The sequence below is a fragment of the Pseudoalteromonas sp. Hal040 genome (assembly GCF_037162425.1).
GTDB classification, from domain to species: Bacteria; Pseudomonadota; Gammaproteobacteria; order Enterobacterales; family Alteromonadaceae; genus Pseudoalteromonas; species Pseudoalteromonas gelatinilytica.
Genome location: NZ_JARLUU010000001.1, coordinates 3,046,028 through 3,060,850 on the forward strand (window position 1 = coordinate 3,046,028; position 14,823 = coordinate 3,060,850).

Annotated in this window: 10 protein-coding genes; 1 reads left to right on the forward strand and 9 read right to left on the reverse strand. The window is 43.7% G+C overall.

The window, feature by feature from the left end; genetic code table 11:
- Positions 1-28: 28 nt before the first annotated feature.
- Genes P4S60_RS14115 through P4S60_RS14140 form a run of 6 tightly spaced genes read right to left on the reverse strand, consistent with a single transcriptional unit; the run spans position 29 to position 6,731 of the window.
- Positions 29-541: a hypothetical protein gene (locus P4S60_RS14115; RefSeq protein WP_337116364.1), complete on the reverse strand. Its 513-nt coding sequence runs from the start codon at positions 539-541 to the stop codon at positions 29-31.
- Positions 534-2,228 (reverse strand): GMC family oxidoreductase, encoded by a 1,695-nt coding sequence (locus P4S60_RS14120; protein WP_337116365.1) that lies wholly within the window; start codon positions 2,226-2,228, stop codon positions 534-536. The genes P4S60_RS14115 and P4S60_RS14120 overlap by 8 nt, the downstream gene beginning before the upstream one ends.
- A 13-nt stretch (positions 2,229-2,241) precedes the next feature.
- Positions 2,242-3,405 (reverse strand): N-acetylglucosamine-6-phosphate deacetylase, encoded by a 1,164-nt coding sequence (nagA, locus tag P4S60_RS14125; protein WP_337116367.1) that lies wholly within the window; start codon positions 3,403-3,405, stop codon positions 2,242-2,244.
- Positions 3,383-4,306, reverse strand: a complete 924-nt coding sequence (locus tag P4S60_RS14130) for an ROK family protein (protein ID WP_337116368.1) — start codon at positions 4,304-4,306, stop codon at positions 3,383-3,385. Before P4S60_RS14130 ends, nagA begins: the two co-directional genes overlap by 23 nt.
- 17 nt (positions 4,307-4,323) lie before the next feature.
- Positions 4,324-5,442, reverse strand: a complete 1,119-nt coding sequence (locus tag P4S60_RS14135; RefSeq protein ID WP_337116369.1) for an SIS domain-containing protein — start codon at positions 5,440-5,442, stop codon at positions 4,324-4,326.
- Positions 5,443-5,465: 23 nt separating this feature from the next.
- Positions 5,466-6,731 carry a D-tagatose-bisphosphate aldolase, class II, non-catalytic subunit gene (locus P4S60_RS14140; protein WP_337116370.1) on the reverse strand — a complete coding sequence of 422 codons (1,266 nt, stop codon included), beginning with the start codon at positions 6,729-6,731 and terminating at the stop codon, positions 5,466-5,468.
- A gap of 274 nt (positions 6,732-7,005) precedes the next feature.
- Here P4S60_RS14140 and P4S60_RS14145 point away from each other — a divergent pair, with 274 nt between their 5' ends.
- Positions 7,006-8,466, forward strand: coding sequence for a Gfo/Idh/MocA family protein (locus tag P4S60_RS14145; protein ID WP_337116371.1), 1,461 nt, complete (start codon positions 7,006-7,008; stop codon positions 8,464-8,466).
- Between the two features lie 145 nt (positions 8,467-8,611).
- Here the strand turns inward: P4S60_RS14145 and P4S60_RS14150 are convergent, their stop codons facing one another.
- From P4S60_RS14150 to P4S60_RS14160, 3 genes are all read right to left on the reverse strand, one after another.
- Positions 8,612-11,290: a M14 family metallopeptidase gene (locus tag P4S60_RS14150; RefSeq protein ID WP_337116372.1), complete on the reverse strand. Its 2,679-nt coding sequence runs from the start codon at positions 11,288-11,290 to the stop codon at positions 8,612-8,614.
- Between the two features lie 139 nt (positions 11,291-11,429).
- A complete protein-coding gene (locus P4S60_RS14155; RefSeq protein ID WP_337116373.1) occupies positions 11,430-13,676 on the reverse strand; it encodes a S46 family peptidase in 2,247 nt (748 codons plus the stop codon).
- Positions 13,677-13,786: 110 nt separating this feature from the next.
- Positions 13,787-14,713 (reverse strand): LysR family transcriptional regulator, encoded by a 927-nt coding sequence (locus tag P4S60_RS14160; protein WP_337116374.1) that lies wholly within the window; start codon positions 14,711-14,713, stop codon positions 13,787-13,789.
- Positions 14,714-14,823: the final 110 nt, after the last annotated feature.

Sequence of the window (14,823 nt, forward strand, 5' to 3'; positions counted from 1 at the left end):
ACATGAGCAGGCTTAGTTGTTTTACTATTTAACTAGCCTGCAATTTTTCTGATGTGAAATAGCCCAATAGCAAAAATTCACGCACAGTAAAAATACACTTATAAATTAAGTACTCGTCACGCTTATCAAGGCTCACTTTTGAAAGAGGTAAGGCTTGCTGCGCTATTATGTGCTGTTGCTGCTGCAAAGAGATAGTAAATAAGCCAGTGAGTTTATCTGCTAATTGCGACGATGAAACAGCACCTTCTGCAATCAGCTCAGCGCCTTTTAAGCATGCCGTACGTTCAGTCACAGTTAGTGTATTTGCTAGCATTAAATCTGTGAAAGCAACTAAATTAAAATACAGTTGCTCATTTGGCTCTAGCTCTAAAATAACCGCCTGCATTTGCGTGACCACATCCCGATGAGCCGCTGTTTTAAGCACCTCAAAATGATTGTCATCCACTCTATCAAATAGCTGAGTCGCAGCCACTGGCGTAATAGCCGCACCGAATAATGCAGCTAAACATTTAATCGCATTTCGCCTTTGTAAATCAGCCATTGAACACCCCGTTTTGATAATGCCGTACAGCGTGATCGGCAGCTCTTGCAGTAAATGCCATATAGGTTAACGAAGGGTTCTGATAACCCGACGAGCACATAAACGAGCCGTCAGTGATATAAACGTTACGCACACTATGAATTTGGTTGTAACGATTAAGCACTGAGGTTGTAGCATCATATCCCATGCGCGCAGTTCCCATTTCGTGGATGGCCTGCCCCGGCGCTGAGCCTTTATCGTACGCTTGCACATTCTGATATCCAGCTTTGCTGAGCATCTCGACGGCTTGCGCTTTCATATCATCGCGCATGCGCTGCTCGTTTTCAGCAAATTGGCAATCAAAATTAACTAAAGGTAATCCCCATTGATCTTTTAATACCGGATCTAAGCTCATTTTATTACGATGATAAGGCAGGCATTCACCAAAGCCTATTAATGCAACTTGCCAAGGCCCAGGTTTGGCAAGCTCTTCTCGAAAAGCCTTACCAAAGCTAAGTTCTTTAAAGCCCCGTCGCCAATCTTTGCGTGTTGCGTATCCTTGATAGCCATAGCCGCGAATAAAGCTATGCTGCTCTTTATCATCAAGGTTTCGAAAACGAGGGATATGAAAGCCAACGGGTCTGTCGCCATCATTAAAGTCATCAGCAAAACCTTTTGGTTCACCCGTTGCGCCAACCCTAAAATGGTGATCCATAAGGTTATGACCAAGCTCTCCACTATCGTTCCCTAAGCCATTAGGAAAACGTGCAGAGGTTGAATTTAATAACAAGGCTGTTGTTGCCACCGTTGATGCACAGCAAAAGATGATGTTCGCTCTCTCGATACGCTCTTTTTTAGATTCAGCATCAATTACTTTCACGCCCGTAGCTTGCCCGCTATCAGGGTTGTAAATAATCTCTTTGGCAATGGAGTGAGTCTGAATAGTGAGTCGCCCAGTACGCATCGCTGCAGGTAAGGTCGAGGCTAAACTACTAAAATAACTACCGGTTGGACAACCTCGCATACAGCGGTTGCGCTTGCTGCATGGAGCACGACCTTGCTCAGGCTTTGCCTTAGTTAAATGCGCAACTCGCCCGATGGTGAGGTGCCGATTAGTGTAGTGAGTTAATAAACTTTGTTTAAGCTGCTGCTCTACAGCATTAAGCGCAAAAGGAGGTAAGTAAGGTCCATCTGGTAGCTGAGGTAAGTTCAGCGCTTCGCCAATAACCCCGATGTAGGCTTCGACTTTATCGTACCAAGGCGCAATATCTTTGTAGCGCACTGGCCAATCAACGCCGTGACCATCTTGTTTGTTGGCTGCAAAATCTATATCACTGAGGCGTAAGCATTGCCGCCCCCAAGTTAATGAGCGCCCACCAAGATGATACCCTCTGATCCAATCAAAACGTTGCGATTCTAGATAAGGATGCTGCAAATCATTCACAAACCAATGTTTTATTGATTGCTTGGTGGCATAGCCAGTGCGTGCTTGTTTAGCTTGATTCTGTTTTTCTAGTAGGCTAGGCCTGTCACGAAATGGCAGTTGCCAATCTTCTTTAAAGGCAGTGATATAGTCAGTACCATGCACAACCTGCCTGCCGCGCTCAAGTAACAGCACGTTAAGGCCTTTCTCGGTCAGTTCTTTAGCAGCCCAGCCGCCAGTAATGCCACTGCCAATAACAATGGCATCGAATACTTTTGCCTGCATTCTCACTTAACTTTTAAAAGATTTGCTTACCCGCACAGATCGTTGCTTGCACAGAGAAGTCTTTATCGAGCAGGGCAAAATTAGCCTGTTTACCTACCGCAATACTGCCTATTTGCTCCGCTTTATTTAAAAACTCAGCGGGTACTAAACTGGCCATGTTAGTTGCTTCAACTAGGCTTGCGTCGGTTAGGTTATAAAAACGTTCAACGCCAACTTCCATGGTTAATGTACTGCCCGCTAAAGAGCCGCTCTCAGTTCGCGCAACACCTTGCTCAACCACAATAGGAAGCTCACCTAAGCGGTAGCGACCATCATGCAAGCCTCCGGCGCTCACGCAGTCTGTGATCAGAGCAATTTTATCTGCCCCTTTTAAACGGTAAACCATGTTCATGATGCTCGGGTGCAAATGAATACCATCAGGAATAAGCTCAACCATGGCATCGTTGTCCATCAATAGTGCGCCTGTACAACCAGGATCACGATGATGAATACCGCGCATACCATTAAAAATATGCACACCACCGCAGGCACCATGAGCAAGAGCTTGTGTTGTTTGCTCAAAATTAGCATCTGTATGACCCAGCATTACACGCACACCTTTATCAGTGATATAGCGGATCATGTCGGGCGATTTAAGTAGTTCTGGCGCTAACGCAAATGAGCTTAAACAACCTTCACATGCGGCATAAATTTCATCAAATCGCTGTTTAGTAAGCTCTAAAAAAAATGACTCGTTATGCGCGCCCTTATGTGCTTCGGCAAAGAATAAACCTTCGTTATAAGCCCCTAGCAACTGCGCTCCAGCCAAGCCTTTTTGATACGCACTCGCCATATTTTTATAAGCTTGAATTGAGACGTCCCAGTCTGCGGTTACCGTTGTGCCAACAAAACCCGTTACGCCGTGCTTTGCTAAAGAACGAGAAATAGTCTCTAGTGATTCTGGGGTGCCGTCCATAATATCGCAGCCTTCACGGCCATGAATATGTAAATCAATAAAGCCCGGAAATAAACTGTGCTCACCTAAATCTATTACCTCGATCTCGGGCGCTATTTGCGTGGTAATGGCAGTAATTTTTCCTTGCTCGACCAAGACCACATGATCGAGTAAAACCGCATCAGCAGTCACCACTTTTGCAGCTTTTAAGTAATAACGATCAAGATGCGTTGGAATTAGCATGAACACTTCCTATTATTGCAGCGCCTCTTACGCCGCTAGAATCACCAAATTTTGCACGCTTCACGTCGGGCACGGCAAAACCTGAAAATAAATGAGTTTGAATCGCGTCAGGTAGTTTTTCTACTATTGCATCAATGAGCGACAGCCCGCCCCCCAGCACGATAACTTCTGGGTGCAAACTTTTACTAATAGCAGCAAAGGTTTCGCCAAGAATATCTAAGTAACAAGCGAGCACCTTTAAGGCTTGCTCATCCGAGCGCTTGATATCGTTAGCCCATTCAATCGCAGATTTAGGAGATTGCGTAATATGCTGATACAAGGTTTGTACACCAGGCCCCGCAATATAACTTTCGACACAGCCATTTAAACCACAGCCACATTTTAAAACCGGCAGCTGGTATTTTTGCTGCAAATATGCAGACAGCGGTAAATGACCGTACTCCCCCGACATACCCAAACCTTGGTTAAACAAGGTTCCATCAATACACATACCGCCCGCCGCACCAGTGCCAACAATGGCACCGAATACTCGGCTATAACCTTCACCAGCTCCGCCATTGGCTTCTGATAAGGCAAAACACCGGGTGTCATTTAATATCGCAACAGGGCGTTTTAATAATGCTTGAAGATCGTTGGCAATCACTTTGCCTGTGGCACACGGCACATTAGCCGACAGTACTTTACCTTCATCATTAACGATACCTGGCATACCGATGCCCACCGCACCTTGGCAACCTGTCAGTTCATCGGCTTTAATTACCTGCTGATAAATTGCATGCAAAAATTGCTGATAGTCATCAGTTGGCGTAGTAATACGCCAACTTTGCTGTTGCTCTAAATTATCATTAAAAATGGCGGTCTCTATTTTTGTACCACCAATATCGAGTCCGTAAACAGCCATACTTTACCCAACACTACTTAGCGAGAAGTTAATGGGTAAATAGTTACCCCTTTTACAACACGGTTAACTTCGCCCGTAGGACAAGGGTTATCAGGTGTTAAACCGAGTGACATTGATTTATAAAATGCAAAAATCTGACAATAGACAATATAATACAGACCTTGCCAAACATCATCTAGCTCGACCAGTTCAGTATTTAAAGCCAGCTTTTTAACCGCTGAACATTGTTGGTCATTCAACAGTTCGTTATATAAATCAGCATCATACAGACTACTATAAAAATCACTTGAGGCCATTAATAGCACTGCGGTTTTATCATTAATAATGGTTTTAGGACCATGACGAAAACCAAGTGGGGTTTCAAAGTAACTTATTAAATCACCATTGGTCAGCTCTAAGCACTTTAAGGCCGCTTCTTTCGCGTAGCCAAGTAAGGAGCCCGCCCCTAAAAATACCAAACGTTCAATGTCAGTTTGCGCAAACCCCTTGATCTCTTCAAGTTGCGTGTCGAGCAGCTGCTCTGTCTGCGTGGCAACTTGTGCAAGCTGATTAACATCTGGTGTAAAAATACATAATGTTGAAAGCAGCATCGAGGTGAAACTACTGGTCATAGCAAAGCTTTCATCTAAGGTTTCTTTTGGCATAAGTACACTAAAACTATTTTTTTTAGCTGCTGCTCTTTTCGCTAACTCACCATTTTCATTACAGGTAATAACTAAATGAAAGCACTTTTCAACAACTTGCTCTGCGATATCGACCGTCGCGACACTTTCAGGGCTATTGCCTGAGCGCGCATAAGAAATAAGTAAAGTGGGTGTGCTCTTTTGTAAAAAACCATGAGGGTTAGAGACAATGTCGGTAGTACTCACTGCGCGCACATTTAAATCTGTTTTGGCTGTTAAGTGTGGTGCTAATGCCTCACCAACATAGGCTGATGTGCCAGCCCCTGTTAATACGATTTGCAGTCCTTTTAATGCCAAAATTGGCGCTAAAAATGCATTTATTTCTGCTCGATGCGTTTCAATAATAGCCGCCGTATTGCACCATGACTCTGGCTGCTGGGAGATTTCTCTTGCTGTCCAATAAGCGTTTTGCTGCTTAAGCTCTGTTTCGTTTAATGATAAAAACTGCGTCATAATTAATTCTCTCTCAACACCACTTATTGATTACAAGCACGCGAATAGGTATTCGTGACTTCCATGATTTTATTAATTACTAACTCACGCGGTGATGAGTTAATTTGGCCATTGATCAATGCCTTATATTGCGCTGGCATAAATTGGCTAAGTAAAGTTTGTGGAATAATTTGCCCTTCTAAGTTTTCAAACAGTGTTTCTACTGTTTGTTTTATTTCATCTTCAGGCCAGTAATAACGAATACGGTCGCTATAACTATAAGCTCTAAACAGCTTAGCTTCAGCACCTTGTGTTGGGTAAAACTTATTCCAGTAATGTGGCTTTTCTAGCATGATGCGATCACATACATCACGTAAATTAGAACGCTTAGCCGCTTCGACTAATTGATCTTCAATATAAGATAACGCAAACAACCCTTCGCGTAGTGCATAGGTAAGCTGAGGACCCACTTTCAATATAGCAAAGTGATCTTGCACCAACTCGTGATAGCAATGATCTGGCTGATAGTCGGTAGAGTGAGCTTCATAAACAAGATTATCGACAGTGGTGATAAACTCTTTCAGTTTTTGCGCTTCATTACGTTGGTAATCAAAAACTTGATGGTTATCAAATTCAACTCCTGGCTGCACAACAACAGCAATAACACGTGACCAGACATCGCTTATGTTTAAGTTAGCAAACGCTGCCTGATGTAATTCGATTGTTTGCTGCACTCCCTCAACATGCGATACCTCAATAATTTCATGCTCTTGTGTTGCGCCACCCGGAGGAGGAACCTCAGTGCCCACTACATACAGAATATCGTTATCTTTTGAGACTGACTCAGCGGCTTGGCACATCAATGCGGCACGCTTGGCAATTTCGGCATCAGCTAAACGCTCTCCATCGTCGGCGCATGGCATACTGGCATCTAAATGAATTTTCTTAAAACCCGCACTTGCATAAGCTTTTACTAGTTCAACAGCTTTTACCATCGCAACGTCTGCAGGCTCATTTACCCAACACACTGGGCCTAAATGATCACCACCTAAAATAATGCGCTGGGTATCTAACCCTACTTTTTGGGCTATAGCATGAACAAACTCAACGAAGTCATGGGGCTTCATCCCTGTGTAACCACCAAACTGATTAACTTGATTCGCTGTAGCTTCAATTAAAATTTCGGTGTCATCATTGAGAGCTTGCAACATTGCTGCTTCGATAACGAGCGGGTGTGCACAACACACAGAATAAATACCCTGCGCTTGCTCTACTCGATTGTTATTTATAATCGTTTTTAATGCATTCATGGTTTTCTCCAAGTAGCTTACGCTAATGGTTAGATACGTGATTTGAAATTACATTAGCACAGCGCGAAACGCCGCGCAACAAAACGAAAGATAATGAAAGTGACAAAATAAGTTGAAAACACACTTTCCACGGTATTTTATAAGGATAAAAATGATAAAACCCAAAGTTACGAAAGAATTTGAAAGCATTTAATTGTAATTGACTTTGAGTTGCGATATAACAGAAACAACTGAAACCCACTATTAAAATAATCTCAGTGATTTAGGTATCGTTATGACAATAGATAGACGTAGTTTTTTAAAATCTGCCGCAGCCATTACCGCCGCGACAGTCGTGACTGGCTGTGCGAAAAGCCAACAAGGTGATAATCAAAGCACACCACTTGCAGCACAAGGTAAAAGCGTAATGGGCTTAGCTGTGCCAGCAATGGATGTGGTACGTGTTGGTTTTATTGGGGTTGGTCAACGTGGTAGCGGTCATGTAAAACACCTTTGCCATATTGAAGGTGTTGAAATTAAAGCTATTTGCGACACTGATCAGCTGATGCTAGATAAGTCTGTTAATTATGTTGTTGAAAAAGGCTTACCTAAACCAACTGCTTATACGGGTTCTGATAAAGCCTATTTAGACATGCTTGCTCGCGATGACATCGACATTGTGATCATTTCAACACCTTGGCGTTGGCATACACCAATGAGCGTCGCGACCATGGAAAGCGGTAAACATGCCTTTGTTGAAGTACCTGCAGCAACCACGTTGGAAGAGTGTTGGCAACTAGTAAACACTGCTGAACGCACGCAAAAGAACTGTATGATGATGGAAAACGTTAACTACGGCCGTGACGAGTTAATGGTTTTAAACATGGTTCGTAAAGGCGTATTTGGTGAGTTATTGCATGGTGAAGCTGCTTATATTCATGATCTGCGTTGGCAAATGAAAGAGATTGACCGTAGTACAGGCTCATGGCGTACTTACTGGCATACCAAGGTAAATGGTAACTTATACCCAACCCATGGTTTAGGCCCAGTTTCTCAGTATATGAACATCAACCGTGGTGACCGCTTTGACTTTGTTACCTCAGTCAGCTCACCAGCACTTGGCCGCGCCGCCTATGCAGAGCGCGAATTCCCTGCAGGCCACGAACGCCGCTCGCTGAAATTTACCGCTGGCGACATGAACACCAGCATTATTAAAACAGTGAAAGGTCGTAGCATTATGGTTCAGCACGACACCACAAGCCCACGCCCATACAGCCGCCATAACCTAATTCAAGGTACTAATGGCACATTTGCTGGATTCCCTAATCGTATTGCTCTTGAAGATGTGCCACCAGCCATTGCGAAAATTTACCAACAGCAATATGAAGCAGAGCTCGTCGCGTGGGAAAAAGCAGGTTCACAGGGCCGTAAGCCACATATGCAAAACTTCCATAGCTGGGATCAAGATATGGAAAAATGGCGTGCTGAGTTTGATCACCCACTGTGGAAACGCATGGGTGAAGAAGCAGTACGTAACGGCGGCCACGGCGGTATGGACTTCATTATGCTTTGGCGCATGATCTACTGCTTACGCAACAATGAGCCACTCGATCAAGATGTATATGATGCCGCAGCATGGTCATCAATCTTCCCGCAAAGTATGGCATCAGTTGCTGATAGAAGTAACAGCAAAACAATTCCAGACTTTACCCGTGGCGCTTGGCAAACAGGTAAGCCACTAGGGATTGTGTCTTAACACTTTCTCTCCTTGGAACACTAAAAAGCCCGCTCTTTGCCCTGCGGGCTTTTTTATTGCCCACTCTTTTTGGAATTGTGTTTTATAAATATCTAAACACAAAAAAGCCCGCAACATCGGCGGGCTTTTTGATTAGACTTTAACCTTACTGAGCATGTGCTGCTGCGCGGAAAATCGTGTTAGTTAACAGTACATTCATGCCTTCAAGGTAGGCGCGGTAGGTTGGTGATTGTGTAAAGCCTATTACCATGCCTTTGCCTTGCGGCTGATGAACAAGCAATGGCTTATACGCAAGCTGTGCTTTATTTTGCTGCCATAGATAACCACTTGCTAGCACATCGTCTTTACCTGTAAACCACGCTAGGTTTTTACCTGAGTTCAGTTTTATAGGCGTGTAAATATCATTACCGTAAGCCACTGCAACAAGGTCTTTATCAACCCCTGCAGTTAACCAATGCTCTTGGTCTACTTCAACATTAGCAAGTACACCGGCTACATAGTCTGGCGATGTATGTGGCTCAATGCTCGCTGCTTTTAAATCATCGCGAGAAGCGAATAACTGCCCTGCCACTTTACTACTTTTATCATCGCTGCTGTCGGCTTTATCTTCTCGATAAGCTTGCTCGCGCTTCACATCTAATAAGCCGTAATCAGCATTAGTAGTAAAGCGGTTAGCATTACCGAGGGCAATCAATACGCCGCCTGCCTCAACCCAGCTTTTTAAATTAGCTGCGCCCGATTTACCTAATGCTTGCTCGTAATTACCTTCTGGTAAAATTACCACTTGGTAATCACTTAAGTCAGCCCATGCAAGCATTGGTGTGCGAATGGCGGTTACTGGGTAGCCAAGCTGTCTTTCGATTACAAAACGGGTGCTACCGGCGCTTAGCTCACTGGTTGGTGCATCCCATGCAATCGCCACTTTTGGCGCTACCATTGGCACGGTTTTGTTACTACCAAAGCTTGGGCCTTCAATCACCCAACTTGAATCAACACCATCGACAATTGCCCCTGTTTGCTCGGCAATTTGACTAATTTTAGTCAGTAAGTCTTTATCGTTTAGGCGCTTTTCAATGACTAAGCTGCCCGCTGGGTAGCTAGTTTTATCACCTAATACAAATGCTTGATCAGCACTTTTCAGTTTAACGCCTGCTTGAAGCGCTGCAGTTAAAAAGCGTGCTGCGGCCGTATCACCCCACGCAACGATATAAGCCACAGAGGCTTCTGGGTTATTCACTTTGCCAAGCAATGTGTCGTTGGCCTGAACGGCTTTACTGTCGGCACTCACCGCCTTACCACAGCTGTCGCTATCAACATTAAACATCATCGGCAGTGACCAGCCTGTGACATCGTAAATTTCATCACCTAGGTTACGAGCACGACGTCTTTCTTGCTCTTTGACAAATGCCTCAGCCATATCAACTTGGTCTGTAAACGTGGTACGCACAAAGACACCACGCGGCTGTGCGGTATCAATAATATAACTACCCGCTTTGTACTTAACACCACAGGCTTTGAAGTCTTCGGTTGCTTGTTTAACTTCAACACCATGTTCAGCCATTAGGGTAGCAAGCTTGTGCGTGCCCTCACGATTGCTTTGATTAGGTAAGATATAAACACGCTCTTTGCTTTTCTTACCACTGTCAATCGCATCAATTTGATATTGATAAAAATCACCTAGTAGTTTTTCACGTTGATTGGCAGCCCCTTCGGCAGTCGAAATTGAGGCCACAAACTGACGCTTTACAGTATTAAAATACGTCAGTAGTTCACCGGTATTTTTCTCAAAAACATGGCCTCGCGCAGAGCCTACTTCGTAAGTTGATGCTGATGCACCATAAAAAACAGGCCAGCTATCACCGTAGCCTGGGTAAAAGGCATCAAAAATTTCACGGGTAAAATAATCAAAACCAAATTCATCAAAGTACTTCGCATGATTTTGCCCAATTGCATCCATGTTTGCGATTTGAGTTTTCGTCATATGCGGATTAAATGGCTGAGCAGCCGGTGCAAAGTAGTAAGATTGGTCGCCGCCCATTTCGTGAATATCAATCACCACTTGTGGTTTATATTTATTGATTGCCGCAACTTTACCTTTACTTTCAGGCTGAGTAAGCGCTAACCAATCACGGTTCATATCAAACAGATAATGATTAGTTCTGCCTCTTGGCCACGGCTCATTATGCTCTGCACTTAACCGATCTGCACTGTGCTCAAGACCCACGGTCGCATAATAACGAGTAACAAAGCGCTCACGGCCATCAGGGTTTTGCAATGGGTCGATAAACACCACGGTATTGTCTAAAATTTTGCTGTTTACGGCATCATTCGGGGCTGCTAGTAAGTGATATGCAGTGAATAGTGCAGCATCGGTTGAGCTAATTTCATTGCCGTGCACGGCATACTGAAGCCACACAGACGTCGGTAAATTTTTAATTAGCGACTTAGCTTCTTTTTCAGAGGTGATACGCGGATCAGCCAAAGCTTGGGTGTTATTGGCGAGGGTTTCTAATGAGCGAATATGCTCCGCTGTGCCAACCACCGCATAAACCAGTTCACGACCTTCCCAGCTGTTTCCGTACTTAAACACTTTAATACGATCAGGCGCAGCTTGTTCAAGGGCGCTTAAATAACGGCGCATATCGTTGTAATTGGTAATGCGCTCACCTACATCGTATCCAAGAACTTGTTTAAATGTTGGTATTTGCTGATTATAAGCCGTGCCCGGCCACATTGCTTCGGTATTCGCGGCACTGGCATTAAAGCTTGCCGTTATTGCCACAACACTCACTGAAATGGCTTTTATTATTTGTTTGGCGCTCATTATTTTTCCCAAGTAAAAGTATCTGTTTTGTACATTACAAAAGTATTGAAAATAAACAAATTAAAAACGTTAGATTGGCAAAAATTAAAGACATAAAAAAACCGCGCCGATTGCTGCGGTTATTATTAACATAGCGGAGCTATTTAACTAGGGTCATTTCATCAAGTAGATAACCTGCGTTATCAACTTCTTCCATTAACCAAAGCATGTATCGAATATCAACGTGAATTGCACGGGTGATCTTGGCGTTAAAGTACCAATCTTTGGTGATTGATTCATAAGTCGAGTCAAAATTAAGGCCCACTAATTCACCTTTACCATTCATTACTGGCGAACCTGAGTTACCCCCAGTGGTATCAGCGCTACTTAAAAAGTTGACTGGTACTGAGTTAACTTCAAGAGGTTTAGCCGCTTGTGGCTCACAACCAAAACTGAATAAGCTACAGCTTACACCTGGCAAACCTAAGTCACCGCGGTAATACGCACCAAACGCTTGCTTTTTGTATGCTTCAAGTACTTTATCGGTAACAACAAATGGCTTTTCGCCAGTGTGTTTAGCCACTAAACCACGTAGTGATGTAAATGGCGTTTTATACACAGCATCTGCTGCTGGGTAACCATCAACTTGGGCATAGCTTACGCGTAATGTGCCATTTGCATCTGGGTAAACTGGCTTACCTTTGGCTGTATTAAAGGCGATCACGGCTTGCATATATTGCGGACGAATTTCAGCTAAACGCCCCGCCATTTCTTTTTCGTCAGCTTCTTGTGCCATGTTGGTATCATATAGAGCAACAGCAAGCTTTATGAATGGGTCGTTTGATGCTTCAAATTCGGCTACTGATTTACCAATCCAGCTAACACGCGTTGCTGTATCTGTAAGTTCTGTTTTAGCGTAAAAAGAAGCTACAATCGCATCAAGCTCAGCTTGGGTAGTAGTATCAGTGATACCCAAGCCGTCGTTTAATGCTGCAACTTGCGCAGCTTTATCTTGCGCTAAATAGTTACCTAAGTAGCTTAACCATAAAGCTTTATCGACCTCAGGTGTAAATTGCTTTTGCAAGCGCTCTAAACGCGCTTTAAGCATAGGAAGATCGCGCTCTTGGTAACCCATTTCGCGCTCTGCATTAGGTTTTTCGCTCTCTTTTGCTAAGCGATATAAACGAATCGCGGTGCTTAGTAAGTCTGCGCGTTTTGCATAATCAAAGTAAAAATGACTTTGTTGCTGAGCGTGCGCTTCAACTAATAATGACTTTAATGCGTGATATGAATCTGCGTACGCTTTACGTTCAGCACTTTGCGCAAACCAAGCGAGATACTCTTGTTCTTGCGCAGCTTTAATACCCGGAATATCCGTTACTTTAAAGCCATCTTGTAAGCCTTCCAGTTTCTTTAAACGGTTGTTAGTGCTTTTCACACGAGAGGCATATTTTACTTGTGCTTGCTCATCGCCTTTGCTCTGCTTGGCAATCACATCGAGAGTCATGTTGTAAGTATTAAGCAATGTTGGGTAATACCAACTCGCAGAATAATTTACTTCGTCTGCAAGCTTATAGCGGCTAGTACGACCCGGATAACCGGCCACCAGCACACCATCACCTAAGCTTACGCCGCTCGCATTCACTTTTAAGAACGACTTTGGCTCGTAAGGTACGTTATCTTCGCTGTAATCTGCAGGCTCACCATCTTTACCAACATAGCCACGTACAAAGGTAAAATCAGCTGTGTGACGTGGGTATTCAAAGTTATCGATGTCACCACCAAAGTTACCCAGCGCTTCTGCTGGGGCATACACTAAGCGCACATCTTTGATCATCAATTGTTTGATCATGAAGTACTCTAAGCCATGGTGGAAATCACGGACTGTACAACGATAGTTAGGATCTGACTCACACTCGCTGATCAAGGCTTTGCGATTTGCTTGAATCGCTTCATAACGCGCTTTGCCGTGTAGTTCTGCGGGTAAGTTACCCAATACACGATCAGTGACATCATCCACTTGTTCAGTTACATACAAACGCTCTTGCGGGCCTGCTGGTAGCTCTTTTGATAAATCGGCCGCTAAAAAGCCTTTTTCGATTAAGTTATTTTCTGGTGTGCTGTTATTTTGAATCGCGCCATAAGCACAGTGATGATTAGTTACCGCTAAGCCTTTTGGTGACACAAATGACGCAGAGCAATAGCCTAAACCAACCACTGCATTGAGTGGATATTGGTTAAGATCTGCCACTTGTGAAGCCGGTAATTCAATACCAACGCGGTCAAACTCGCTTTGTAATTGTTTTAATTGATGCGGTTGCCACTGCCCTTCATCAGCGTGCGCGCTACCGACAGCGACAACACCCATGAGTGCTAATGAAGTTGTAATCATATTTTTTTTAATCATGTTAATCCTAGTCAGTGCAAAGCACTATTCCATTGTTGCCTGAAAAAATCGCGCTAAGACTATCATAACCTTGTTTGAGTAAAGGGATATTGCGATTAACGACAGCTTGCTTAGTTAGCTGCCGCAAATTCATCAAAATGTGCTTTGCAATGATTGTAAAACGCATTGGTTAACCGATTCATGGGCGTTGATGCCGACGTAATAAACCCATAGGTTAATTCTATTTTTGGTATAAATGGCACTAACTTCAGCGCGTCGTCTTGGTACTGCTTAGCTAGCAACTCATTCACTATCGATATACCCACATTGTGCTTTACCAAGGTGCAGGCTGTTGTCACGGTATGCGTTTCAACACGTACATTAACGCGGATATTATTTTGTAAAAAAGCATGCTCTATTTGCTTACGCGAATGGCGGCCTCGACCTAATAACACTAAGCTTTCATCACGCAAATCTTGCGCTGTAAGCTGCTTTGCATCTGCAAATGGATGGCTGCTTGATACAGCACATACTAAATGACTGGTGACAATGGGTTCACACCACAATCCCTCGTGATTTTCAGGAAACTGTATAAAGCCACAATCGAAGGCTTTATTTGCGACAAGCTCACATGCTCTGGCTGGACTATGACTATCTAAACTAATTTTTACATTTGGGTGTAATTTAACAAATGACGCCACCGCCTCTGCTAACGGGCCTGCTACAAAGCTGCTCGGGGCAACGATATTAAGCTCACCAACATGTGATTGATGAATGTTCTTAGCAAGTTGCTCTACGCGGTACACACTGGCTAACGAAATTTCGATTTGTTTATGTAATGCAATTGCTTCATCGGTCGGAAATAATCGCGCTTTTTCTCTATAAAACAATGAAAAGCCAACGTTATTTTCAAGCTGAGCAATCAAACGACTAATCCCGGGCTGCGTGAGTCCAAGTTGCTTTGCTGCCCCCGTTGCTGAGCCAGTTTTCATAACTGCATCAAAGGCTTCCATACTATTTAAGGTTATTTTTTGGGTGGTTTGCGTCGGTCCATTCATAACAATTTGTTATAGCTTAATGATGATATTTCATAATATTGCATAGCTTTTAGGAGTGAGTAAAGTGCTTAGCTGACAACAACAAAATAACTATAACCTCTCGGAGTGTA

Coding starts and splice junctions, on each gene's coding strand:
- P4S60_RS14115 (WP_337116364.1), bottom strand. CDS start 541: ATGGCTGATTTACAAAGGCGAAATGCGATTAAATGTTTAGCTGCATTA.
- P4S60_RS14120 (WP_337116365.1), bottom strand. CDS start 2,228: ATGCAGGCAAAAGTATTCGATGCCATTGTTATTGGCAGTGGCATTACT.
- nagA (WP_337116367.1), bottom strand. CDS start 3,405: ATGCTAATTCCAACGCATCTTGATCGTTATTACTTAAAAGCTGCAAAA.
- P4S60_RS14130 (WP_337116368.1), bottom strand. CDS start 4,306: ATGGCTGTTTACGGACTCGATATTGGTGGTACAAAAATAGAGACCGCC.
- P4S60_RS14135 (WP_337116369.1), bottom strand. CDS start 5,442: ATGACGCAGTTTTTATCATTAAACGAAACAGAGCTTAAGCAGCAAAAC.
- P4S60_RS14140 (WP_337116370.1), bottom strand. CDS start 6,731: ATGAATGCATTAAAAACGATTATAAATAACAATCGAGTAGAGCAAGCG.
- P4S60_RS14145 (WP_337116371.1), top strand. CDS start 7,006: ATGACAATAGATAGACGTAGTTTTTTAAAATCTGCCGCAGCCATTACC.
- P4S60_RS14150 (WP_337116372.1), bottom strand. CDS start 11,290: ATGAGCGCCAAACAAATAATAAAAGCCATTTCAGTGAGTGTTGTGGCA.
- P4S60_RS14155 (WP_337116373.1), bottom strand. CDS start 13,676: ATGATTAAAAAAAATATGATTACAACTTCATTAGCACTCATGGGTGTT.
- P4S60_RS14160 (WP_337116374.1), bottom strand. CDS start 14,713: ATGAATGGACCGACGCAAACCACCCAAAAAATAACCTTAAATAGTATG.